At 71.2% G+C, this 21,815-nt stretch carries 19 protein-coding genes; 9 read left to right on the top strand and 10 right to left on the bottom strand.

All coding sequences use genetic code 11. The features are described 5' to 3' along the window. Nucleotides 1–251: 251 nt before the first annotated feature. Complete coding sequence (erpA, locus tag BJ992_RS20415) at nucleotides 252–605, bottom strand: iron-sulfur cluster insertion protein ErpA (RefSeq protein WP_184983382.1); 354 nt, start codon at nucleotides 603–605, stop codon at nucleotides 252–254. Between the two features lie 194 nt (nucleotides 606–799). Here erpA and nadA point away from each other — a divergent pair, with 194 nt between their 5' ends. Continuing rightward, nucleotides 800–2,011, top strand: coding sequence for a quinolinate synthase NadA (gene nadA / locus BJ992_RS20420; protein WP_184983384.1), 1,212 nt, complete (start codon nucleotides 800–802; stop codon nucleotides 2,009–2,011). A 6-nt stretch (nucleotides 2,012–2,017) separates the two neighbouring features. Here the strand turns inward: nadA and BJ992_RS20425 are convergent, their stop codons facing one another. The 7 genes from BJ992_RS20425 to BJ992_RS20455 all read right to left on the bottom strand — a co-directional run bounded on the left by BJ992_RS20425 (nucleotide 2,018) and on the right by BJ992_RS20455 (nucleotide 9,993). Beyond that, a complete protein-coding gene (locus BJ992_RS20425) occupies nucleotides 2,018–2,770 on the bottom strand; it encodes an SIMPL domain-containing protein (protein WP_184983386.1) in 753 nt (250 codons plus the stop codon). A 72-nt stretch (nucleotides 2,771–2,842) separates the two neighbouring features. Beyond that, the gene (locus tag BJ992_RS20430; RefSeq protein WP_184983389.1) at nucleotides 2,843–5,329 is read right to left on the bottom strand and encodes a serine/threonine-protein kinase; all 2,487 of its coding nucleotides are present in this window, start codon (nucleotides 5,327–5,329) and stop codon (nucleotides 2,843–2,845) included. Between the two features lie 67 nt (nucleotides 5,330–5,396). Further along, entirely contained in the window at nucleotides 5,397–7,226 is a 1,830-nt protein-coding gene (locus BJ992_RS20435; RefSeq protein ID WP_343072778.1) for a phosphatidylglycerol lysyltransferase domain-containing protein, read from the bottom strand. 142 nt (nucleotides 7,227–7,368) lie between these two features. Beyond that, nucleotides 7,369–7,929, bottom strand: a complete 561-nt coding sequence (gene pspAB / locus BJ992_RS20440) for a PspA-associated protein PspAB (protein ID WP_184983391.1) — start codon at nucleotides 7,927–7,929, stop codon at nucleotides 7,369–7,371. A gap of 1 nt (nucleotide 7,930) precedes the next feature. Beyond that, complete coding sequence (gene htpX, locus BJ992_RS20445) at nucleotides 7,931–8,845, bottom strand: zinc metalloprotease HtpX (RefSeq protein ID WP_184983393.1); 915 nt, start codon at nucleotides 8,843–8,845, stop codon at nucleotides 7,931–7,933. 9 nt (nucleotides 8,846–8,854) lie between these two features. Beyond that, nucleotides 8,855–9,133: a PspA-associated protein PspAA gene (gene pspAA / locus BJ992_RS20450; RefSeq protein WP_184983395.1), complete on the bottom strand. Its 279-nt coding sequence runs from the start codon at nucleotides 9,131–9,133 to the stop codon at nucleotides 8,855–8,857. Next, a complete protein-coding gene (locus BJ992_RS20455; protein WP_184983396.1) occupies nucleotides 9,130–9,993 on the bottom strand; it encodes a PspA/IM30 family protein in 864 nt (287 codons plus the stop codon). Before BJ992_RS20455 ends, pspAA begins: the two co-directional genes overlap by 4 nt. Nucleotides 9,994–10,214: 221 nt before the next feature. Between BJ992_RS20455 and BJ992_RS20460 the strand changes: the two genes are divergently transcribed. Together BJ992_RS20460 and BJ992_RS20465 are read left to right on the top strand one after the other, a co-directional pair. After that, on the top strand, nucleotides 10,215–10,838 hold the full coding sequence (locus BJ992_RS20460; RefSeq protein ID WP_184983398.1) for a DUF3043 domain-containing protein: 624 nt from the start codon (nucleotides 10,215–10,217) through the stop codon (nucleotides 10,836–10,838). Nucleotides 10,839–10,915: 77 nt separating this feature from the next. After that, a complete protein-coding gene (locus tag BJ992_RS20465) occupies nucleotides 10,916–11,914 on the top strand; it encodes an aldo/keto reductase family protein (protein WP_184983400.1) in 999 nt (332 codons plus the stop codon). 110 nt (nucleotides 11,915–12,024) lie between these two features. Here the strand turns inward: BJ992_RS20465 and BJ992_RS20470 are convergent, their stop codons facing one another. Beyond that, nucleotides 12,025–12,231, bottom strand: coding sequence for a hypothetical protein (locus BJ992_RS20470; protein ID WP_184983402.1), 207 nt, complete (start codon nucleotides 12,229–12,231; stop codon nucleotides 12,025–12,027). Nucleotides 12,232–12,384: 153 nt separating this feature from the next. On the opposite strand from BJ992_RS20470, the gene BJ992_RS20475 reads away from it, so the two are divergent. Beyond that, nucleotides 12,385–12,678, top strand: coding sequence for a hypothetical protein (locus BJ992_RS20475; protein WP_184983404.1), 294 nt, complete (start codon nucleotides 12,385–12,387; stop codon nucleotides 12,676–12,678). Then, nucleotides 12,675–13,781 carry a bifunctional adenosylcobinamide kinase/adenosylcobinamide-phosphate guanylyltransferase gene (locus BJ992_RS20480; RefSeq protein WP_184983406.1) on the top strand — a complete coding sequence of 369 codons (1,107 nt, stop codon included), beginning with the start codon at nucleotides 12,675–12,677 and terminating at the stop codon, nucleotides 13,779–13,781. The genes BJ992_RS20475 and BJ992_RS20480 overlap by 4 nt, the downstream gene beginning before the upstream one ends. A gap of 1,184 nt (nucleotides 13,782–14,965) precedes the next feature. Here BJ992_RS20480 and BJ992_RS20485 read toward each other — a convergent pair. Then, nucleotides 14,966–15,166, bottom strand: coding sequence for a hypothetical protein (locus BJ992_RS20485; RefSeq protein ID WP_184983408.1), 201 nt, complete (start codon nucleotides 15,164–15,166; stop codon nucleotides 14,966–14,968). 805 nt (nucleotides 15,167–15,971) lie between these two features. Between BJ992_RS20485 and BJ992_RS20490 the strand changes: the two genes are divergently transcribed. The 4 genes from BJ992_RS20490 to sucB all read left to right on the top strand — a co-directional run bounded on the left by BJ992_RS20490 (nucleotide 15,972) and on the right by sucB (nucleotide 21,657). After that, a complete protein-coding gene (locus BJ992_RS20490) occupies nucleotides 15,972–16,742 on the top strand; it encodes an adenosylcobinamide-GDP ribazoletransferase (protein WP_343072779.1) in 771 nt (256 codons plus the stop codon). A gap of 345 nt (nucleotides 16,743–17,087) precedes the next feature. Further along, nucleotides 17,088–18,620 (top strand): leucyl aminopeptidase, encoded by a 1,533-nt coding sequence (locus tag BJ992_RS20495; protein ID WP_184983410.1) that lies wholly within the window; start codon nucleotides 17,088–17,090, stop codon nucleotides 18,618–18,620. Between the two features lie 168 nt (nucleotides 18,621–18,788). Beyond that, complete coding sequence (lpdA, locus tag BJ992_RS20500) at nucleotides 18,789–20,168, top strand: dihydrolipoyl dehydrogenase (RefSeq protein WP_184983412.1); 1,380 nt, start codon at nucleotides 18,789–18,791, stop codon at nucleotides 20,166–20,168. Nucleotides 20,169–20,199: 31 nt separating this feature from the next. Further along, nucleotides 20,200–21,657: a 2-oxoglutarate dehydrogenase, E2 component, dihydrolipoamide succinyltransferase gene (gene sucB, locus BJ992_RS20505; RefSeq protein ID WP_184983414.1), complete on the top strand. Its 1,458-nt coding sequence runs from the start codon at nucleotides 20,200–20,202 to the stop codon at nucleotides 21,655–21,657. The last annotated feature ends 158 nt before the right edge of the window (nucleotides 21,658–21,815 follow it).

Genomic DNA, 21,815 nt, shown 5'->3' on the forward strand with positions numbered 1-21,815 from the left:
GACAACGAATCGGCGCCGGGGCCTCACCTGGAGCCGCGGCACGGCACCCGGCCGTCCGTATGCCACCGTTACGGCCGGCCGCCGCGCGCCGGCCGTACGCCTCACCTGCGCGGACGCGGCGGCACCCCAGCCGCTCCCCGTCCTGCGCCTTCGCGGACCCGAGCGAACGGACACGAGGCCCCGCGCCAGTGCAGGCATGACTGAACCCCGCCGCGCGGACAGGTCCGCGGGGCGGGGGTGCAGGCACCTGCCTAGTTGAAGGAGTCGCCGCAGGCGCAGGAACCCGTGGCGTTCGGGTTGTCGATCGTGAAGCCCTGCTTCTCGATGGTGTCGACGAAGTCGACCGTGGCGCCGACGAGGTACGGAGCGCTCATCCGGTCGGTGACGACGTTGACGCCGCCGAACTCGGAGACCACGTCGCCGTCCATGTCGCGGTCGTCGAAGAAGAGCTGGTACCGCAGGCCCGAACACCCGCCGGGCTGCACGGCCACCCGGAGCTGCAGGCCTTCCTCACCCTGCTGCTCAAGGAGACTGCGCACCTTGGCCGCCGCCGCGTCGGTCAGGATGAGGCCCTGCTGCGTGGACTGGCTGCTCTCAACCGTCATGTGCTGAACTCCCCGTCTGCCCCAACCGCCCCTCGGGGACGGAGGCCTTGGTCTGAGGTCTCATTCAGACGCTACCAACACCCGGGCCCTCCCACACATTCCTGTCCCGAAGGATGGTCGCTCCGGGGGCCTCCCCGCACGGGCCACCCGGCGCGGTGTGCGATGATTAGTCGTCACATAGACGATAAGTCCGTATGAAGCTGCAAAGAAGGTGTGGCGTGACGACTACGGAGACGGGCCTACCGCTCTTCATCCTCGGCCAGGGCACCGACCCCCACAGCGAGCGCGGCGTCGACTGCCCCGGCGAACTGCCCCCCGCGTCCGACCCCGATCTGGTCGAGCGCGCGCTGCGCGCCAAGGCGGCGCTCGGCGACCGGCTGTTCGTGCTCGGCCACCACTACCAGCGCGACGAGGTGATCCGCTTCGCCGACGTGACGGGTGACTCGTTCAAGCTCGCCAAGGACGCGGCGGCCCGGCCGGAGGCGGAGTTCATCGTCTTCTGCGGCGTGCACTTCATGGCCGAGTCCGCCGACATCCTCACCTCCCCCGCGCAGCGGGTGGTGCTCCCCGACCTCGCGGCCGGGTGCTCCATGGCGGACATGGCGACGTTCGACCAGGTCGAGGAGGCGTGGGACGTCCTCACCGAGATGGGTGTGGCCGACGTCACCGTGCCGGTCACGTACATGAACTCCTCGGCCGACATCAAGGCGTTCTGCGGCAGGAACGGCGGCACGGTGTGCACCTCGTCCAACGCGCGCCGCGCGCTGACCTGGGCCTTCGAGCAGGGCCCCGGCGGGCCCGAAGGCAAAGGCGCCGGGGACCGCAAGGTGCTGTTCCTGCCCGACCAGCACCTCGGCCGCAACACCGCGGTGCTGGAGATGGGCTTCTCCCTGGACGACTGCGTGGTCTACAACCCGCACCGGCCGGACGGGGGTCTCACCGAGGAGCAGATCAGGAACGCCAAGGTGATCCTGTGGCGGGGTCACTGCTCGGTGCACGGCCGGTTCACCGCCGGTTGCGTGGACGAGGTGCGTGACCGCATTCCCGGGGTCAACGTGCTCGTCCACCCCGAGTGCCGCCACGAGGTGGTCACCAAGGCCGACCAGGTCGGGTCCACCGAGTACATCATCAAGGCGATCGAGCAGGCCCCCGCCGGTTCCGCCTGGGCCGTCGGGACCGAGCTGAACCTCGTCAAGCGGCTCGCCGCCAGGCACCCGGACAAGACGATCACGTTCCTGGACCGCACGGTCTGCTACTGCTCGACGATGAACCGCATCGACCTGCCCCACCTGGTGTGGGCCCTTGAGTCCCTGGTGGACGGCCAGGTGGTCAACCAGATCACCGTGGACCCCGGCACGGCGCACTGGGCCCGGGTGGCCCTGGACCGCATGCTGGCCCTGCCGTAGGCCGCCTCAGCGGCCGGCGCCGGCCTCGACCAGCTCGTACAGCAAACGGACGGTGGCGGTGACGCTGCTCGTGCCGGGCTCGATCGAGGCCCCGCCGTCGGGGGCCGCCGCGAAGGCGAAGCGCGACGAGCCGCCGCCGTCCTCCTCCTCGATGCGCAGGACCCGGCCGAGTTCGTACCCCGCGAGCCCGGCGTACTGCTCGGCCTTGGACCTGGCGTCCTCGAACGCCGCGTCCCGCGCCTTCTTCAGCAGCTCGCCGGCCTTGGACACCACGAAGGAGATCCCCCGGAAGCGGATCTCGTCCCCCACCGCGGCGGCGGCGTCCACCACGGCGTCCGCGGTGGACAGGTCGCGGACGATCGCCTGCACCCCCTGTGAGGCGCGGTAGGCCACGACCTTGGACTTGTCGTACTCGGCGTCGAGCGACAGGTCGTTGGTCCGCAGGTCCTTCTCGGCGACCCCGGCGTCCAGGAGCACGGCGGTGAGCCGGCCCGCCGCGGCCCGCGCGGCGGCGAACGCCTCACCCGCGGTGTCCTTGCGCACCTCGACGGCGACGTTGAGCCGCATCGAGTCCGGGGTGACCGGGACGCCGCCCTGCCCCTCGATGGTGATGGTCACCGGGTCACCCCCGGGCTTGGACGCCGGCTCGTACGCGGCCGCTGGGCCGGGAACGGGGGAGGCCGCGGCGAGGACGGGGGCCGCCTGGAGCCCCGCGGCGGCGAACGCGGCGGCCGCCAGCAGCACACTCAACTTGGTCATGGCGCCATGCCACCACCAGGGCCGCGGTGGCCCCGCGCGGCCCGTCCGGCCCCTGGGGGAGCTTTACCATTCTCAGGAGCCTCTGGTGTAACGCAGGTACTGTTTCTTGTACTCCCCGGCCTTGGCGGTCGCCAGCAGCCGCTTCACCGTGCCCTGGAAGTCGAACACCACCGCCTCGTAACCACCGGCCGTCTTGCGCCAGCCCGCGATGTGCCGGTCGTCGTACCACCCGATCAGCCGTTCGCTCTCGAACGGCACGCGGGCCCGTTCCTGGCCGTCCACGGACCACACGCAGACCTGGTCGCTGCCGGTGCAGCGGGTCATGAACTGCGTGCCGTCGGGGGAGACGTCGTCGCTCTCCACCGTGAGGGGGGAGCCGACGTCCAGCAGGGTCTGCAGCACGGTGCCACCGAGGTCGTAGAACCTGATGCGCTCGGTGGAGCCCTTCAGGGCCCACGTGCCGACGGCCTGGCCGTCGCCCCGCCAGAAGTAGCTCCAGCGGCCCACGTCCTTCTCGGTGATGTGCACCACCTTGGCGGTCTTGCGCGCGACGTCGATGATGGCGAAGCCCCAGCCCTCGCTGGAGTCGCCGACGGCCTTGTTCAGGCTCAGCAGGATCTTGGAGCCGTCCGGCGACCACTGGGGGTAGATGGGGTAGACCGGGGCTTTGGCGATCCTGATGGTGGTGGAGCGGCCGTTGGTGCGGTCGACCAGGGCCACGGTGGAGTAGCTGTCGGTGGTGTAGGTGACGTTGGTGCCGAGCGCCGCGCGGCCGTCGGAGCCGACGACGTACTCGAAGTACTTCTTGGTGCGGCTGAAGGAGTTCTGCCCGTGGGGACGGATGTAGACCTGTTTGCCGTCGTCGAGGGTGTAGGCGGTCAGCTTGATCGGGTCGGCGTCGTTCTCGTGCAGGACGATCGTGCTGTCCGGCAGCTTGATCTGCCGGGTCGCCGCCGGGAGGTCACCGGCCGCGGTGTAGGGATCGGCCGCGCCGGTCGCACGGCCTCCCGGTGAGGCGCTCGGCACCCCCTCCGCGCCGCCGTCCGCGGACCCGGCCGGCAGGGTCGGGGAACGTTCCGCGCCGCTCGACGGACCAGGGCTGCGACCGGCGGTGCCGCCAGGATCGCTGAGACCGCGCACCACCAGGTAGCCGCCGCCTGCCACCACCAGCACGGCCGCAGCGGCGGCAGCGGCGATCAGCGGCGCGCGGCGGCGCGGCGGCGGCGCTACCTCCGTACCCGGCCAGCCGCCGGGCCCGCCCTGTTGCCAGGCCGGCACCGTGGCCGCCTGTCCCTGCGGGTACGGCATCCCCCCGGCGCCTGGCACGGGGGTCGCCGGGCCGTGGCCGCCAGGCGGCGGGCCGGCCTGCCTCTGGCCGTGCTGATACGGCTGCGGCGGAGGCCCGGACGGCGCCTGACCCGCCGGACGTGTCGGCGCGAGCCCTCCGGACGGGTGCGTGACCGGCGCGGACCCGCCGGAGGGGTGGCCCGGCGCGCCGGGACCCGTGTCCAGGGGCCGGGTGGGGATCTGCTGGTGGGGTGCGGGTAACGGCCGGGCCCAGGCGGCGAACGGCGGCGCCTGCTCGCGGGCCACGGGCTCGTGCTGCTGCGCCGGGACCTCGCGGCGCGCGGGTGCGGAGTCGGGACGCGGCACGGGGGGCTCGTACGCCGCGGGGTCGCGGCGGCCCGCGGGCTCACGGGGCTGCGCCGCGGCCGTGCCTTCGGCCAGCATGGCCGACGGCGCGGCGGCACCGGGCTGGCCGAGCAGCCGCATCAGCACCTCGCCGGCCGCGGGCCGGGCCGCGGCGTCCTTGGCCAGGCAGGCGGCCACGATGCCGCGCAGCGGCTCCTCGATCGCGGTGAGGTCGGGCTCGATGTTCATGATCCGGTGGAACACCGCGGGCAGGCTGTCGGAGCCGAACGGCGCGTCCCCGGTCGCCGCGAAGATCATGGTGCCGGCCCAGGCGAACATGTCGGCCGCCGGGCCCGCCTGCTGTCCCGCGAGCTGCTCCGGCGTCATGTACGCGGGGGTCCCCACCACCATCGAGGTGAGCGTGGAGGTCTTGTCCAGCGCCTTGGCGATGCCGAAGTCGATCACGCGCGGCCCGTCGGCGGCCAGCAGCACGTTGGACGGCTTGAAGTCGCGGTGCACGATGCCGGCCTGGTGGATCGCCACGAGCGCCGTGACGGTGCCGATGGCGAGGCGGTACAGCGCGGCGCCTCGCCGGGGGCCGTCGTCCTCGACGACGGCGTCCAGGGTGGGGCCGTCGATGTACTCGCTGACGATGTACGGCCGGTGTCCCGCGACACCGGTCTCGATCACTTGTGCGGTGCAGAAGGTGGCGACCCGCTCGGCGGTGGAGACCTCGCGCACGAACCGCGCGAGCGCCTCCTCGTTCTGCGCGAGGTCGGAGCGCAGCAGCTTCACCGCCACCGGGGCGCCGGCCGGGGAGCGGCCGAGGTAGACGACCCCCTGTCCCCCTTCACCCAGCCGGGAGGAGAGTGTGTACTCCCCCACCCGTTCCGGGTCGCCCGGCCGCAACGGCACCGGGTTCGACATGACGCCCCCTCCATCGCCCCACATCAATCGCAATTCACACCATTGTGGGGTGCGGCGGCGGAACACTTCACCTGCTGAGCGAACCCGTACCCGTAGCGTGACCCGCGCGCCGCTCGAACCGGGGGAATCGCGGCAGCCTGGGAGCGGTGAGGAAGCCCTCGGCGATGACCGAGGCGAGTCCGACGCGTGGCAGGTCGCGCGCGTCGTCGAAGGCGAGGAACCGCGGCACCCAGCTCGGCCGGTACTTGGCGTTGGCCCGGTACAGCGACTCCAGCTGCCACCACCGCGACACGAACACCAGGGTCCAGCGCCACAGGCGCAGCACCGGTCCCGCGCCGAGCCGCGCGCCGTGCTCGAACACCGAGCGGAACATGGCGAAGTTCAGCGAGATCCGCTTGATCCCGAGGCCGGGGGCCGCGGCGGCCAGTCCCGCCACCATGAACTCCATCAGCCCGTTGTCGGTGTCCCTGTCGCGCCGCATCAGGTCGAGCGACAGCCCGTCGTCTCCCCACGGCACGAACGACAGCAGCGCGGCGGGCCTGCCGTCGGCGTCGTGCGCCTCCACCAGCACGCAGTCGCCGTCGGCGGGGTCGCCGAGACGGCACAGGGCCATGGAGAAGCCGCGCTCGTCGCGGCTGTCGCGCCACGCGGCGGCGCGGTCCACGACCTCGCGCATCTCGGCGGCCGGCACGTCGGCGTGCCGCCGGACGCGCAGGGTGAACCCGGCGCGGCGCACGCGGTTCACCGCCTGCCGCACCCCGCGCATCTCCCTGCCGTCCAGGCCGAAGTCCGCGACCTCGATGACGGCCTCGTCGCCGAGTTCGAGCACCCGCAGCCCCGCGCGCGCGTACGCGAGCGCGGCGGTCTCCCCCGGCCCGATGACCGCGGGGGCCCAGCCGTACCGGCGCGCCTGTTCGAGCCATGCTCTGATCGCCGGCTGCCACGCCTCGACGTCCCCGATGGGGTCGCCTCCCGCGAGGCACACCCCGGCCACGACGCGGTACGACACAGCCGCCTTGCCGCTCGGCGAGAAGACCGCGGCGCGGTCGCGGCGGGTGGCGAAGTAGCCGAGGGAGTCGCGCGCGCCGTACGTGGAAAGCAGCGCGCGCAGGCGTTGCTCGTCGTCCGGCGGCAGCTCGGCCTTGGCGCGCTGCGAGCGGAACAGCACGGCGAACGCCGCGAGCACCGCGACGGCGCTGAGCATGCCGATGACGAGGTCCACCCAGGACGGCGGCAGCCCGGACCGCCGCGCGTCGAACGTCGCGGCGCCGCCGAGCGCGCGTTCCACGGCCCAGGCCAGGTGGTGCTCGTCGCGCAGCGTGCCGGGGAAGAGGGTGACCAGGCCGTACCCGACGGCTCCCGACAGCGCGAGCAGACCGGCGAGAGTGGCGAGGGCCTGGCGGAAGGACGCCTTACGGGTGGGGGCGAAGAACTCGTCGGCGGCGGCCACGAGCACCCCGAGCGCGGCGGCGGCCACCGCGAGGTTCACCTCGGAGGCGACCACCTGGCCGGTCAGCCCGAACTCCTCCACGAGGTCCGGCATCAGCGACGCCGACAGCACCACCGCGAGGTCGCCGAGCACGAGCAGGGTGAACACGGCCGCCGCCACCCGGTGCGCGGCGCGTTTGCGGCGGGCCAGCGCTCCGGCCAGGATCGCGAGGAACACCGCGTAGCCGAGGTTCGGCGCCACCGGGAAGACCGCCGTCTCGATCACGAAGGTCACCGGCAGCAGCAGGCCGCGCAGCGGCGGCACCAGCGCGATGGCCGCCGAGTACAGCGCCGCCGCCGCCATGGCGGCCGACAGCACGCGCGGCACCAGCGCTCTGATCCGTCCGCCGCCGGTGGCCGGACGTGCCGATCCGGCCGCCGCGGCGCGGCCCTGTTCGGTGACTGCCACGCCGTCTCCCCCGCGTCGGCCGTTCGTCAGTGATCGTCGGGTCGTATACCCGGCTGTTCACCTGCTTAGGACCACATGGGGGTGACTGATCGCTTTTGGTACGGCAACGGCGGGCCGGTGGGGATCGCCGGGCGGCGGCCGGTCACAGGCCTGGCGCACCCCACACCGGGAACCACCGCGACAGGTCCTCCTCGATCGGCAGCTCACCGGACATGGCGCCGCGTACCTGGAGCTCCAGTGCGTTGTCCCTGCGCTCCCCCGCGAGCGGGGCGAACGGGTAGAAGGTGCCGCGCTTGTAGAGGTAGACGACCGCGAGGCGTTCGCCACCCGGGCCGGTGAACGTCACGAGCGAGCACAGCAGCGACGGCCCGAACCCGGCGGCCTCCAGCGAGGAGTTGACGCCGTGCAGGTCGGTGACGAGCGAGGCGACGTCGTCGGCGGGACGGCGCAGCAGCAGCCAGGTGTAGCCGTAGGCGTCGCGGGTGCGCTCCACGTCCACGTCGCCGAGCAGCTCGGTGACGTCCTTCTCCAGGGTCGCGAACGCGCCGCCTTCGGCGGGCCGGAAGCACACCGAGCCGGTCCCGGAGGGGGTGAAGCCGGTGGCGGCCTGGAGGGTCACCGCCGCGGACGGCAGCGCGAACAGCGCGTCGAGGTTCGGTTTGGCGGGTTTGCCCCTGCCGAGCAGCGCGTCCAGCCAGCCCACGTCACACCCCGCCGCGGCCGAGCTGCGCGGAGATGCGGTTGAGCTGTTCCAGGCGCCGCTCCAGCGGCGGGTGGGTGGCGAACAAGGTGGCGAGGCCCTGGCCCACGCCGCGGCCCGACAGCGCCGGCGCGAAGAAGAACGCGTTGAACGGCTGTGCCTCGCGCAGGTCGCGCGTCGGGATGCGCGCGATCTCGCCGCTGACCTTGACCAGCGCGCTGGCCAGCGCGGACGGCCGCTGCGTGAGCAGCGCGCCGGCGCGGTCGGCCGACAGCTCGCGGTAGCGCGACAACGCGCGGGTGAGCAGGAAGCTGATCGCGTACACGACGATCGAGACCAGCATGATGATCAGCCCGATCGGGGGGCCGTTGTTGTTGCCGCGGTCGCGGCCGAGGCCGCTGTACAGCGCGAAGCGCGTCATCAGCCCCGCGACGATGCCGAGGAAGGAGGCGATGGTCATGACCGCGACGTCGCGGTGCGCGACGTGGGACATCTCATGGGCCACCACGCCTTCGAGCTCGGCCGGGTCGAGCCGCCGCAGCAGGCCGGTGGTCACGCAGACCACGGCGTGTTTCTGGTCGCGTCCCGTGGCGAACGCGTTGGGGACGTCGCTGTCGGCGATCGCCACCCGCGGCTTCGGGGTGTTCCCCATCGCGCAGAGGCGGTCGATGAGGCCATGGAGCTCGGGGGCCTCCTGCGGGGAGACCTCACGTCCGTGCATCGCGAACAACGCGATCTTGTCGGACAGGAAGTACTGCACCAGCAGGAGGCCACCGGCGAGGACGAGCACCACGACCGCTTGCACGCCGAGGGCGAGCAGGGCACCCACGAACGCGACGTACAGCAGCCCCAGCAGGAACATGGTCACGACCATGCGGACGGTCAGACCCCGGTCGGGGGCGAACCGGGTTTGCGTCATATGTCCAAGCTAACCCGGAATGAGCCCGGAATCGCCCAGCATGCCCCTTACTTCGTCGATCGAAGCGTCAGCCGGCGGCAAAATCAGCTCCGACGGCTCCAGCGCGTCGTCCGGCAAGGGCTTGCCGATCTGACGCACCTTGTCCAGCAGCGCGTGCAGCTTGGAGCGGAACTGGCCCTCGTCGTCGGTCTCGATGGCCGCTTCCAGCTCGCCGTCCAGCAGGTTGAGGACGTCGATGTCCCCCTCGGCGATCTGCACCTGGCCCTCGCCCATGATGCGGATGATCACAAGCCCTCCCCTTGGCGCGGGTACTGCTGCGTCGGGCCGCCCTGCGGCGCCTGCTGCTGCGGGTACTGCTGCTGGGGGTACTGCTGCTGCTGGGGCTGCTGCTGAGGCGCGTGCTGCTGCGCGTGCTGGCCGGACTCGATGGCGTCCCTCGGGGCGGGGCCCTGGCCGAGCTCGGCCTTCATGCGCGCGAGCTCCAGCTCGACGTCGCTGCCGCCACCCATGCGGTCCAGCTCGGCCTGGATGTCGTCGCCACGCTGGCCGCTGAAGTCGTCGAGCGCGCCACTGGCGAGCAACTCGTCAATGGCACCCGCGCGGGCCTGCATCTGCGCCGTCTTGTCCTCGGCACGCTGGATGGCGAGACCGACGTCACCCATCTCCTCGGAGATGCCGGAGAACGCCTCGTTGATGCGGGTCTGCGCCTCGGCGGCGGTGTAGGTCGCCTTGATCGTCTCCTTGCGGTGACGGAAGGAGTCGACCTTGGCCTGGAGCCGCTGGCTGGCGAGGGTGAGCTTCTCCTCCTCGCCCTGCAGGTTGTTGTGCTGCACCTGGAGGTCGGCGATCTGGCTCTGCAGCGCCGAGCGGCGGCTCAGCGCCTCGCGCGCGAGGTCCTCACGGCCCACGCCGAGGGCCTTGCGTCCCTGGTCCTCAAGCTTCTTGGACTGCTGCTGGATCTGGTTGATCTGCAGTTCCACGCGCTTTCGCGACGTGGCGACGTCGGCCACACCCCGGCGGACCTTCTGCAGGAGCTCAAGCTGCCGCTGATAGGAATAGTCCAGGGTCTCGCGCGGATCCTCCATCTTGTCCAAGGCGTTGTTGGCCTTGGACCTGAAGATCATGGAAAGTCTCTTCATCACGCTCATGCGCGTCGGCCGTCCCCTTCTTAGGTAGTGCTATGCCTATGTTCCCGCACGCAGCGACGCTCGCCGGCCGTATGCTCGCTGCGCCGGCATCTATGCTCCCTGCTCCATAGGCTGCCCGCTCATGCCACCGGCCCCCGATTATCGCGGCAAAGTCGCCTACGTCCACCCTACGCATAACGCGCGAGGGCGTCATTAAGTTGCACCGCCGGTAGGCTGACGCCGTGTTCCCACGTCGTAATCAGGCCCCCGCGGACGACGCCTCCGCCACGTCGGCCGACTCGCAGGCCAAGACCGCGGGCAAGGGCCGCCCCACCCCCAAGCGCAAGGACGCCGAGGGCCGCCGCCGGTCCCCGATGACCGCCCCGGCCAACCGCAAAGAGGCGTACAAGCAGATGCGCGAACGCCAGGCCGCCGAGCGCGTGCGAGCCCGCGAGGGCATGATGCGCGGCGACGACCGCTACCTGCCGGCGCGCGACCGCGGCCCGGCACGCAAGCTCGCGCGCGACTGGGTCGACTCGCGGCGCACGATCAGCCAGTACTTCCTGCCGTTCTCGCTGGCCCTGCTGCTCGTGCTGTGGACGATCCCCATGGTGCTCGGACAGACCGGCATCATCCTGTACTCCTACGCCATCACCTTCCTGTGGCCGCTGATGATCGTCCTGGTGGTCGCCAGCTCCATCATGGTGTCGCAGCGGGTGCGCAAGGAGGTCGCGCGGAAGCTGCCGGACGAGAGCGTCAAGGGTGTCGGCTTCTACGCCGCGATGCGCGCGCTGCAGATCCGGCGGCTGCGCTTCCCGCCTCCCACCGTGCGGCCCGGCGGAGAGCCCGTCGTCCCCAAGCGGTGAGCCGCTCCCCGTCCCGCCTCGCACGGGGGACGGGGGCTCCCCCGGCCGGTCCGGCCGCGGAGGTTTAGGGTCTTGGCATGGAATTCCGCCATCTCGGCCGCAGCGGTCTCAAAGTCAGCGAGATCAGCTACGGCAACTGGATCACCCACGGTTCCCAGGTCGAGGAGGACGCCGCCAAGGCGTGCGTCGCCGCCGCGCTCGACGAGGGGATCACGACGTTCGACACCGCCGACGTGTACGCCGGCACCCGGGCCGAGGATGTTCTCGGCCGGGCACTCGAGGGGCAGCGGCGCGACTCCCTTGAGATCTTCACCAAGGTCTACTGGCCGACCGGCCCCGGGGTGAACAACCGCGGCCTGTCGCGCAAGCACATCACCGAGTCGATCCACGGCTCGCTGCGGCGCCTGCGCACCGACTACGTGGACCTGTACCAGGCGCACCGGTTCGACTACGAGACGCCGCTCGAGGAGACGCTCAAGACGTTCGACGACCTGGTCCGGCAGGGCAAGGTCCTCTACGTCGGCGTCTCGGAGTGGAAGGCGTCGCAGATCGCCGAGGCGCTGCGCATCGCCGACCAGATGGGGTTCGACCGGCTGGTGTCCAACCAGCCGCAGTACTCCATGCTGTGGCGGGTCATCGAAGGCGAGATCGTGCCGCTGTGCGAGAAGGAAGGCGTCGGCCAGATCGTCTGGTCGCCGATCGCGCAGGGGGTGCTCACCGGCAAGTACCTGCCCGGCCAGGCGCCGCCTGAGGGCTCCCGGGCCACCGACGAGACCGGCGCCACCATGATCAACCGCTTCCTGCGCGACGACGTGCTGTCGGCCGTACAGGACCTCAAGCCCGTCGCCTCCGACCTCGGGCTCAGCATGGCGCAGCTCGCCGTGGCCTGGGTGCTGCAGAACCCCAACGTGTCGAGCGCCATCATCGGGGCCTCCAAGCCCGAGCAGGTGCGCGACAACGTCAAGGCGGCCGGCGTCAAACTCGACGCCGACGTGATGGCCAGAATCGACGAGACGCTCGGCTCCCTGATCGAGCGCGACCCTTCTCGGACGGAAAGTCCGAATCCCCGGCCGTAGTCGGTAAATGTCCTTATCCGGGGTAAAGGCGCGACCGTAAGGTCATCGGTGACCGGGGCCCTTCGTAATTCGTGTCACAACGGCACCATGCGACACGAAGGGCCCCGTCGTCACTCCACACGCAGGGACATCCCCTTGTACTCGACCTTGTCGCCCTCCAGCAGCGACACCTGCTCGACACCGGAATTGAGGAGCCCTTTCCAGTTTTCCCCGAGCCACGACTCCGCGTCCGCCTGGCTCGGAAACACCTCCCGGGGAAGCAGGCCCTCGGTCACCTCACCGCCATTGGCATTTTCATATCGCCACCGCCAAGTCATGCCATACGCTCCTTTTCGCGGGGTTCGCCGAACGCCTCCCGGGGCTCTGGCAGACCCTATCTCCTGGGAGTGTCCCGCAGATCTTGCCGTGGGGGCGCGCGGACAGGCCGAGGAGCACCCGACCGACATCCGACCACGCTAGGAGCACGTCCCATGCCGCCTGAGAACACCCCGGCACGGGTCCCCGCTCACCTCACCCCCAAGGCCCCCACCACACCGGCGTTCCCCACGACCACCTCCGAGGTCCCCACCTCGCAGACCTCCCCGGCGACCCACACACCGGTATTTGCCGCGACCACCGCCGTGGTCCCCACCTCGCGAACCTCCCCGGCGACCCGCACACCGGTATCTCCCGTGACCACCACCGAGGTCCCCACCTCGCGAACCTCCCCGGCGACCCACGCACCGGCGTTTCGCGCGTCCCTCTCCCCTGCCGAGGCACGGTGAAGGTCCAGCTCTCCGGGACGGCCGGGCCGTTCGGGTGGCCCGAACCCGCGTGCGGGTGCGCCTCCTGCTCCCGGCTCTCCCCCGGTCACCGCGTCCCCACGTCCATCGTGCTCGACGACATGGTGCGGCTGGCACCCCCGGCGGGCCTGCCACTCGCGCCACCGGCCTCCCTGCCGAAGGGATACCGCATGACGGTCACCCCCGACGGGCACGCCGTCAGCGGGCCCGACCGCGGCCGGGTCCTGCACGCCGTGGCGCCTGAGGACGAAGGCCGGGGCGACCCGTCGCCGAGCTGGGCCGAGGACGCCTACGACCTTGTGCTCATCGACCTGCTCGACCGGCCGCAGCGGCTCGGCGACCTGCGGCGGCGCGGCCTCGTGACCGCGCGGACCCAGGTCATCGCCGTCCACCTGGACCACCGGCTGCCGTCGGAGGCCGAACTGACCCGCCGCCTCGCGTTCTGGGGAGCGCACGCCGTGGACGACGGCACCATCCTCGACACCCGGCACCTCCCCCCGCCACGACCCACCCCGCCGCGCCGCACCCTCATCCTCGGCGGGGCCCGGTCCGGCAAATCCGCCGAAGCCGAACTGCGGCTCATCACCGAGCCCGACGTCACCTACGTCGCCACCGGCCCCGCGGGCCGCCGCGACCCCGAGTGGCTGGCCCGTGTCCGCGCGCACCAGCGCCGCCGTCCCCCGTACTGGACCACCATCGAGACCACCGAACTCGCCACCCTCCTGCGCACCGCCACCGGCCCCCTCCTCATCGACGGCATCGGCACCTGGCTCACCGCCGTCTTCGACGGCTGCGGCGCCTGGGACGACCCCGCGCACGACCGTCCCCGCGGCCGCAGACCCGTCCGCTTCGGCACCGCACTCGACGCCGTCGCCGCCCGCTGCGACGACCTGATCGCCGCCTGGCGCCAAACCCGGGCCCAGGTCGTGGCCGTCAGCGACGAAGTCGGCCTGAGCGTCGTCCCCGCCACCGCCGCCGGCCGCGTCTTCCGCGACGCCCTGGGCCGCCTCAACCAGCGCCTCACCACCGAATCCGAAGAAACCACCTTCGTCCTGGCCGGCCGCCCCATCCCCCTCCTGACCTGACCACCTGTCGCCGCGTCCTCCCACCTTTCGGACGCCGACGACCAGCCCCAGAAGCCCCCCGGCAACACCGGGACCATCGCCTCCCCCAGCGGCCCGGCGACGGCCCCGTCCTACGTACCCATAACGGCCCTGTCCAGGTCCCCCACCCAGTCCACCACGACCGCACCTCCTCGAACGGCCACACGGCCCGGGGATGGCTGAACCCCATCAGGCTGCCGCGTCCCCAGCCCACCCATCAGAGTCGACCCACTCAGACCGACCGGCCCACCCACACCCCCCCAACCACCAGACCGCGCAACAACCGCACGGCACGAGACGCGGTGCGGCACGAGACACGACTCGACACGCTCGATGCGGCTCGGCTCGGGGTGGGTGATGCGAATCGTCCACCCGTCGCGGCACGGCTTCACGTTCACCTGCACGCCGTATCCGGTCACCACCGCGACGGCGAGACGAGTCACGGCTCGGTGCAACCACCTCCGAGTGCAGATGATCCGGCCGTGCCTTCCCGCACGACCAGACCCCTGCGGGATGGCAAACCCCACTGGGTTGCCGCGTCCCCTGCCCACCCATCAGAGTCGACCCACTGAAACCGACCGGCCCACCCACAACCCCCACCTGGCCGACCGCGCTGACAACACGACACAACGCGGCACTACTGGACACAACACGACATCAGGCACGGCACCAGGCACGGCACGGCACGGCAAGCGATGCAGACGCGTGCAGATGATCCAGCCGTGCCTTCCCGCAAGCGCCACAACCCTGCAGGGATGGAAACCCACTGGGCTGCCGCGTCCCCTGCCCACCCATCAGAGTCGACCCACTCAGACCGACCGGCCCACCCACAACCCCCCAACCACTCGGCGGCGAAACAGCACGCGGCACGGCACGCGGCACGACACGCGGCACGACACGCGGCACGACACGGCCACGCGGCCAGTGCCTTTACAGCTCTGCGCAAGCCGTCACATTCATCCGTACGCCGTACCTGATCACCACCGCGACGACGGCACGGGGATTCGGCAAATCGTTGCTTCTCCAAGGGTGCGCGTGAGTTCGGCAGCCCGTCCAGCGTTGTACCGTGTGCCGTTGCTTGCCGGATGTCATGTCGTGTCGCATGCATGAGCCGCGTTCGACGTCGTGACCGTCCTGCTTCTCCGCCTCAAGGAACGGGTCCACGCTCACCGAGTCTCCCGCACCAAGAAAGCCGTGGCCCGCTTGCGGATGTCGACGTCCTCACGCGGCCGGCGGTTTTCCCGCCGCCACGCCGCCAGTTCCCCACGTTCGCCGCTGGTCAGCCCATCACGTTCACCGGCGTCGACCTCGGCGGTGCGGATACAGTTCCGCACCGCGGCCTCGGTCAGATCGAAGTCCCAGGCCATCTGGCCGATCGAACGATCACTACGCCGGCACAGCTCGACGATCTCGGCTTTGACCTCCGGCGTGAACGAGCGGCGAGGACGCTACTTGTTCCCCATGCTCTCCATGATGGACATCCTTCCGGGGATGAACCTCTGATGTCCGTCAAACCGGATCAAGACACCCTGGCGTGACTCGAGTCGTGTCGGACCGGGTCTCATGTCGGACCGGGTCTAGTGCCGTGTGTTGTCTCGCGGTCGGGTGGCGGGGGGTTGTGGGTGGGCCGGTCGGTCTGAGTGGGCCGGCTCTGATGGGTGGGCAGGGGACGCAACAGCCCAGTGGGGTTTTCGATCCCGCAGGGATGAGACCTTGCACCAAGGCGCAGCCGAATCACCTGCTCGCGGAGGCTAGGGGGACCGAGCCGTCCCCCGCTCGCCATCGCGGTGCCGGTCGGATTCGACGTACAGACGAACCGTGAAGTCGTGCCGCGACGGGTGTAATGCTCTGCACCGCATCGCGCACCCAAGTCGAGTCTCGTGCCGTGTGTTGTTTCGCGGCCGGGTGGCGGGGGGTTGTGGGTGGGCCGGTCGGTCTGAGTGGGCCGGCTCTGATGGGTGGGCAGGGGACGCAACAGCCGGAGGGGGTTATCACCTCGTAGAGGTGTGGCTTCGCGACACACAGCACGACACGACACGACACACGGCACGGCATGACACGTGTTGGTCCGTGCGCTCTTCGAGTCGGTGCCGTATCGGCGGGACGTGGTGCGGTGGCCGGTCGGTGGGTGGGTTCGCGCGGGGGGAGGCGGGAGGCGTGATACTGGGGAGTGTGACGACCTCGTCTTCCGGGGAACGGCCGGTGGCCGAGGGGCTGCGGCTGGCGGTCGGGACGTTGACCGTCTGGCCTGTGGGGACGGCTCGGGTCGACCAGGGGACGACCTCTTGGGCCATGACGCTGGCACCTCTCGTGGGGGTGGCGCTGGGGGTCGTGGCGGCGGGGGTCATGGCGTTGGCGGGGCTGGTTGTGGGGGGGTTGCTCGCGGCGGTGCTCGGGGTGGGGGTGCTCGCGGTGCTCACGCGGGGGCTTCATCTGGACGGGCTGGCGGATCTGGCGGACGGGCTGGGGAGCGGCAGGGCCGCGCCGGAGGCGCTGGAGATCATGAAGCGGTCGGACATCGGGCCGTTCGGCGTGATGGCGCTGGTGTTCACGCTGCTGGTGCAGGTGGCGGCGGCGAGCGAGGCGGGGGCCGTGGCGCTGGTGGTGGCGTGTGTGACGGGACGGCTGGCGGTGACGTGGGCCTGTGTGGCGGGAGTGCCCGCGGCGCGGCCGGAAGGGCTCGGGGCCATGGTGGCGGGGTCGGTGCGGCGCAGCGACGCGATCATCGTGACGGCCGCGGCGGGGGTGGTGGCCTTGCTCACAGGAGTGGCGACCGGCGTTCCCCTGGCGTACGTGCTCGGGCCGGCCGCGGGACTGGGGGCCGCGTGGCTTCTCCAGACGCATGCCGTGCGGCGGCTCGGCGGCATCACCGGGGACGTGCTCGGCGCTCTGGTGGAGACCGCCACCGCGGCGGCCCTCCTCGTCAGCGCGATGCTGATCTGACAGTCGATCGGACACGATTCGAGAGTTCGTGACTGGTTCCAGAACTGATCGCGACCGCCTCCCGGCCCCACTGGTCCGAACCCGACTCTCATCACCCCATCCGCCACCGGTCAAAGAACCGATCAAGTCCGAACCCCCACACCCGGGACCCTGACCCGACCCCCGAACCCGGACGCCCCCAACACCATCCGGCTCCGATCAAAGAACCGATCGAGACCGATCCCACCCTCAAGGCCCTGACCGGCCCTCGGACCCGAACGCTCCCCACCCCCATCCGCCACCGATCCCACCAGCCCGCTCCATCCCCACCCAGCGACCCGGAATTCGTCGGACGAACCCTCGTTTATGCGTACGGAGCAAGCACGGCTAGCATCGGCTCACGTGACGACAGTGCGACTTAACGCGCCTGACCCGAGGTCGGTGGAGTCCGACGCCCTCGTGATCGGGATCCACAGTTCCCCAGACGGCCCGCGTCCCGCCGCCGGCGCCGAGGGCATCGATGACGCCATCGCGGGTGGGCTGGCGGCCACGCTCGGTGCGCTGGGCTTCGGCGGTGCGGCGGGTGAGACGGCCAAGTTCCCGTCGTTCGGGGCCGTGGCGGCGACGGTGATCGTCGCCGTGGGGCTGGGGGACGAGCCGGGGGACGGCGCATACGATCTCGAGGTGCTGCGGCGGGCCGCGGGTACGGCGGTGCGGTCGCTGGCGGGGACGGGGCGGGCGGCGCTGGCGCTGCCGGCCGGTACGGCGGGGCAGGTCGAGGCGGTGGCGCTCGGCGGGCTGCTCGGGGCGTACGTGTTCACCAAGTACCGCACGGGCAAGGAGAAGGCGCCGGTCGGTGAGCTGGCGGTGCTCAGTGACGCCGGCGAGGCGCAGGAGGCGCTCGACCGGGCGGCGACGCTGGCCGAGTCGGTGTGCCTGGTGCGCGATCTGGTCAACACGCCGCCGTGCGACCTGCCGCCGGCAAGGTTCGCCGAGCTGGCCGAGGAGCTCGGTGACAAGGCGGGGCTGACCGTCGATGTGCTCGACGAGGCGGCGCTGAGGAGCGGCGGTTTCGGGGGCATCGTCGGGGTCGGCCAGGGGTCGGTGAATCCGCCGCGGCTGGTGCGGCTCGGTTACGAGCACCCTGAGGCGACGTCGCGTGTGGCGTTCGTCGGCAAGGGGATCACGTTCGACTCCGGAGGACTGTCGCTGAAGCCGTCGGCGTCCATGGCGTGGATGAAGTCCGACATGGGTGGCGCGGGGGCCGTGCTCGGCGCGCTGCTCGCCGTCGCGCGGCTCGGGCTGCGGGTGAACGCGGTCGGCTATCTGTGCCTGGCGGAGAACATGCCGAGCGGCACGGCGCAGCGGCCCTCCGACGTGCTCACCACCTACAGCGGCAAGACCGTCGAGGTGCTCGACACCGACGCCGAGGGCCGGCTGGTGCTGGTGGACGGCATCGCGCGGGCCGCCGAGGACGATCCGGACGTCATCGTGGACGTGGCCACGCTCACCGGCGCGCAGATCGTCGCGCTCGGCTGGCGCACCAGTGGCGTCATGGCCTCCGACGACGAGCTGCGCGCCGACGTGGTGGAGACCGCCGTCGCGCAGGGTGAGGCGGCGTGGGGCATGCCGCTGCCTGAGGAGCTGCGCAAGGGCCTGGACTCTCCGGTCGCCGACATCGCGAACCTCAATCCCGAGCGGTCCGGCAGCATGCTCGCGGCGGGCATCTTCCTGCGTGAGTTCGTGCCGGACGGCGTGCGCTGGGCCCACATCGACATGGCAGGGCCGGCGTTCAACAAGGAGGCGCCGCACGGGTACACCCCGAAGGGCGGCACCGGAGTGATCACTCGCACGCTGGTCGCCCTCGCCGAGCGCCACCAGAGCGCGCGAGAGGCATGATGGGCCGGGGACGCGTGTGCGCGGCCCCGGCGCGTACCGGCGGCCGAGCGGGTCACATGTACGCGGGACAAGTGAAAAGATGCTGTTGGGCGGGCCGGGAGCGTGGCGGGAGCGACCACGGGCAGCACCCGGCCGTCAGAGCCCACCGATCCGACAAGGAGCTTTCCAGTGGCTGATGGCAGCGCCCCCTTCGACATCGTGGTCCTGGGCGGCGGTAGCGGTGGCTACGCGTGTGCGCTGAGGGCGGCCGAGCTAGGCAAGAGCGTCGCGCTGATCGAGCGCGACAAGATCGGCGGCACGTGCCTGCACCGCGGGTGCATCCCCACCAAGGCGCTGCTGCACGCCGCGGAGGTGGCCGACGAGACGCGTGAGGCCGCGACCGTCGGCGTCAAGGCGCGTTTCGAGGGCATCGAGATCTCCGGCGTCCACGCCTTCAAGGACAAGATCGTCAACCGCGCCTGGAAGGGTGTGCAGGGCCTGCTGAAGAGCAGGAACGTCACGATCTTCGAGGGTGAGGGCCGGCTGGCCGGGCCGAACCGCGTGACGGTCGGCGGTCAGGCCGTCGAGGGCCGCAACGTCGTGCTCGCAACGGGGTCGGCGCCGCGGTCGCTGCCGGGTCTGGACATCGACGGCGAGCGGATCATCACGAGCGACCACGCGCTGAAGCTCGATCGCGTGCCGTCCTCGGTGGTGGTGCTCGGCGGCGGTGTCATCGGGGTCGAGTTCGCCTCCGTCTGGAAGTCCTTCGGCGCCGAGGTCACGATCGTCGAGGCCCTGCCTCACTTGCTACCTCTGGAAGAGGAGTCCAGCTCCAAGCTGCTGGAGCGCGCGTTCCGCCGGCGCGGCATCAAGTACGAGCTCGGCACCCGGTTCGAGGGGGTCAAGACCACCGACACCGGGGTCGTCGTGACCCTCCAGGGTGGCAAGACCCTCGACGCCGAGCTGCTGCTCGTCGCCGTCGGCCGCGGCGCCGTGCACTCCGGGTTCGGCTACGAGGAGGCGGGGGTCGCCATCGAGCGGGGCACCGTCGTGGTGGACCAGTACTGCCAGACCAGTGTGCCGGGGGTGTACGCCGTCGGCGACCTGATCCCCACGCTGCAGCTCGCGCACGCCGGGTTCGCCGAAGGCATCCTGGTGGCCGAGCACATCGCGGGCCTCAACCCCATGCCGATCGACTACGACGGGGTGCCCCGCATCACCTACTCCGACCCCGAGGTCGCCTCCGTGGGCATCACCTCGGCCGTCGCGCGGGAGCGCGGTCACGACGTCGTCGAGCTGGTGTACGACCTCGGCGGCAACCCCAAGAGCCAGATCATCGGCACGCAGGGGGCCGTCAAGATCGTCGCTCAGAAGGACGGCCCGGTTTTGGGGGTCCACATGGTGGGCAAGCGCATGGGCGAGCTCGTCACCGAGGGCCAGCTGATCTACAACTGGGAGGCGCTGCCGACCGAGGTGGCCCAGCTCATCCACGCTCACCCGACCCAGTCCGAAGCCGTCGGCGAGGCGATGCTCGCGCTGGCCGGCAAGCCGCTGCACGTCCACAACTGAAGCCCTCACAAGGAAGCGCGAGAGAACTATCATGCCGGTTTCCGTAACCATGCCCCAGCTCGGCGAGAGCGTGACCGAGGGCACCGTCACCCGCTGGCTGAAGAAGGAAGGCGACCAGGTCGAGACCGACGAGCCGTTGCTCGAGGTCTCCACCGACAAGGTCGACACCGAGATCCCCTCGCCGTCCAGCGGAGTGCTCACCAAGATCGTCGTCGCGGAGGACGAGACGGTCGAGGTGGGTTCCGAGCTCGCCGTCATCGACGGTGAGGGCGGCGGCGCCGCACCGGCCGAGCCCAAGGCCGAGCAGGAGGCAGAGCCCGAGCCCGAGCCGGAACCCGAGCCCGAGCAGCCGAAGGCCGCGCAGGCTCCCGCCTCCTCGATCCCGCAGCCTCCCGCTCCGCAGCAGCAGCCCGCGCCGCAGCCTCAGCAGCAGGTGCAGCAGCAGCAGGCGCCGGCCCCGCAGGCACAGGCTCCCGCCCCGGCGGCGCAGTCCACAGGTGAGAGCCCGTACGTCACGCCGCTGGTGCGCAAGCTCGCCGGCGAGCACGGCGTGGACCTCGACTCGCTGGAGGGCACCGGCGTCGGCGGCCGCATCCGCAAGCAGGACGTGCTGGAGGCCGCCAGGCAGCAGCGCGAGCGTGCCGCCGCGCAGGCACAGGCGGCCCAGGCCGCCCCGGCCCCGGCTCCGGCTCCGCAGGCGCAGGCTCCGGCCGCCGCGCCGCAGGCGGCTGCTCCGGCTCCCGAGCCGGTGCAGGCGGACACCACGCTGCGCGGCCGTACCGAGAAGATGTCGCGCATGCGGCAGACCATCGCCAAGCGCACCATGGAGTCGCTGCAGTCCTCGGCGCAGCTCACCACGGTCGTCGAGGCCGACGTCACCAAGATCGCGCGGCTGCGCGACCGGGTCAAGGCGGACTTCCAGCGCCGTGAGGGTGTGAAGCTCACCTTCATGCCGTTCTTCGCGCTGGCCACCGTCGAGGCGCTCAAGCAGCACCCCAAGCTCAACGCGGTGATCAACAGCGAGACCAACGAGGTCACCTACTTCGACCACGAGCACCTGGCGTTCGCGGTCGACGCCGAGCGCGGCCTCGCGTCCGCGGTGATCAAGGACGCCGGCGACCTCAACCTCGCCGGCCTGGCCCGTAAGATCACCGACCTCGCCGAGCGCACCCGCACCAACAAGGTGAGCCCGGACGAGCTGTCCGGCGGCACGTTCACGCTGACCAACACCGGCAGCCGCGGCGCGCTGTTCGACACGCCGATCATCAACCAGCCGCAGGTGGCGATCCTCGGCACCGGCTCGGTCGTCAAGCGTCCCGTGGTGCTCGACACCCCCGAGGGCGAGGTCATCGCCGTCCGGTCCATGGTCTACCTGGCCCTGACCTACGACCACCGCCTGGTGGACGGCGCCGACGCCGCGCGCTTCCTCACGACGGTCAAGCGCCGCCTTGAGGACGGCCGCTTCGAAAGCCAGCTCGGCCTGGGCTGATTCTTCAGGCCACCGCACGGCCGGACCGGGATCTTCCCGGTCCGGCCGTCGTCGTACGGGGTGCGGCACCCCGTACCGGTCGCCGTCGCGGGGATGCGACGTCCCGTGCCGGCCGTCGCCGTACGGCGGGCCGACACACCGTGCCGGTCGCCGCCGCG

The organism is Sphaerisporangium rubeum (assembly GCF_014207705.1).
GTDB lineage: Bacteria > Actinomycetota > Actinomycetes > Streptosporangiales > Streptosporangiaceae > Sphaerisporangium > Sphaerisporangium rubeum.

Coding starts and splice junctions, on each gene's coding strand:
- erpA (WP_184983382.1), bottom strand. CDS start 605: ATGACGGTTGAGAGCAGCCAGTCCACGCAGCAGGGCCTCATCCTGACC.
- nadA (WP_184983384.1), top strand. CDS start 800: ATGAAGCTGCAAAGAAGGTGTGGCGTGACGACTACGGAGACGGGCCTA.
- BJ992_RS20425 (WP_184983386.1), bottom strand. CDS start 2,770: ATGACCAAGTTGAGTGTGCTGCTGGCGGCCGCCGCGTTCGCCGCCGCG.
- BJ992_RS20430 (WP_184983389.1), bottom strand. CDS start 5,329: ATGTCGAACCCGGTGCCGTTGCGGCCGGGCGACCCGGAACGGGTGGGG.
- htpX (WP_184983393.1), bottom strand. CDS start 8,845: ATGACGCAAACCCGGTTCGCCCCCGACCGGGGTCTGACCGTCCGCATG.
- BJ992_RS20455 (WP_184983396.1), bottom strand. CDS start 9,993: ATGAGCGTGATGAAGAGACTTTCCATGATCTTCAGGTCCAAGGCCAAC.
- BJ992_RS20465 (WP_184983400.1), top strand. CDS start 10,916: ATGGAATTCCGCCATCTCGGCCGCAGCGGTCTCAAAGTCAGCGAGATC.
- BJ992_RS20470 (WP_184983402.1), bottom strand. CDS start 12,231: ATGACTTGGCGGTGGCGATATGAAAATGCCAATGGCGGTGAGGTGACC.
- BJ992_RS20475 (WP_184983404.1), top strand. CDS start 12,385: ATGCCGCCTGAGAACACCCCGGCACGGGTCCCCGCTCACCTCACCCCC.
- BJ992_RS20485 (WP_184983408.1), bottom strand. CDS start 15,166: ATGGCCTGGGACTTCGATCTGACCGAGGCCGCGGTGCGGAACTGTATC.
- BJ992_RS20495 (WP_184983410.1), top strand. CDS start 17,088: ATGCGTACGGAGCAAGCACGGCTAGCATCGGCTCACGTGACGACAGTG.
- sucB (WP_184983414.1), top strand. CDS start 20,200: ATGCCGGTTTCCGTAACCATGCCCCAGCTCGGCGAGAGCGTGACCGAG.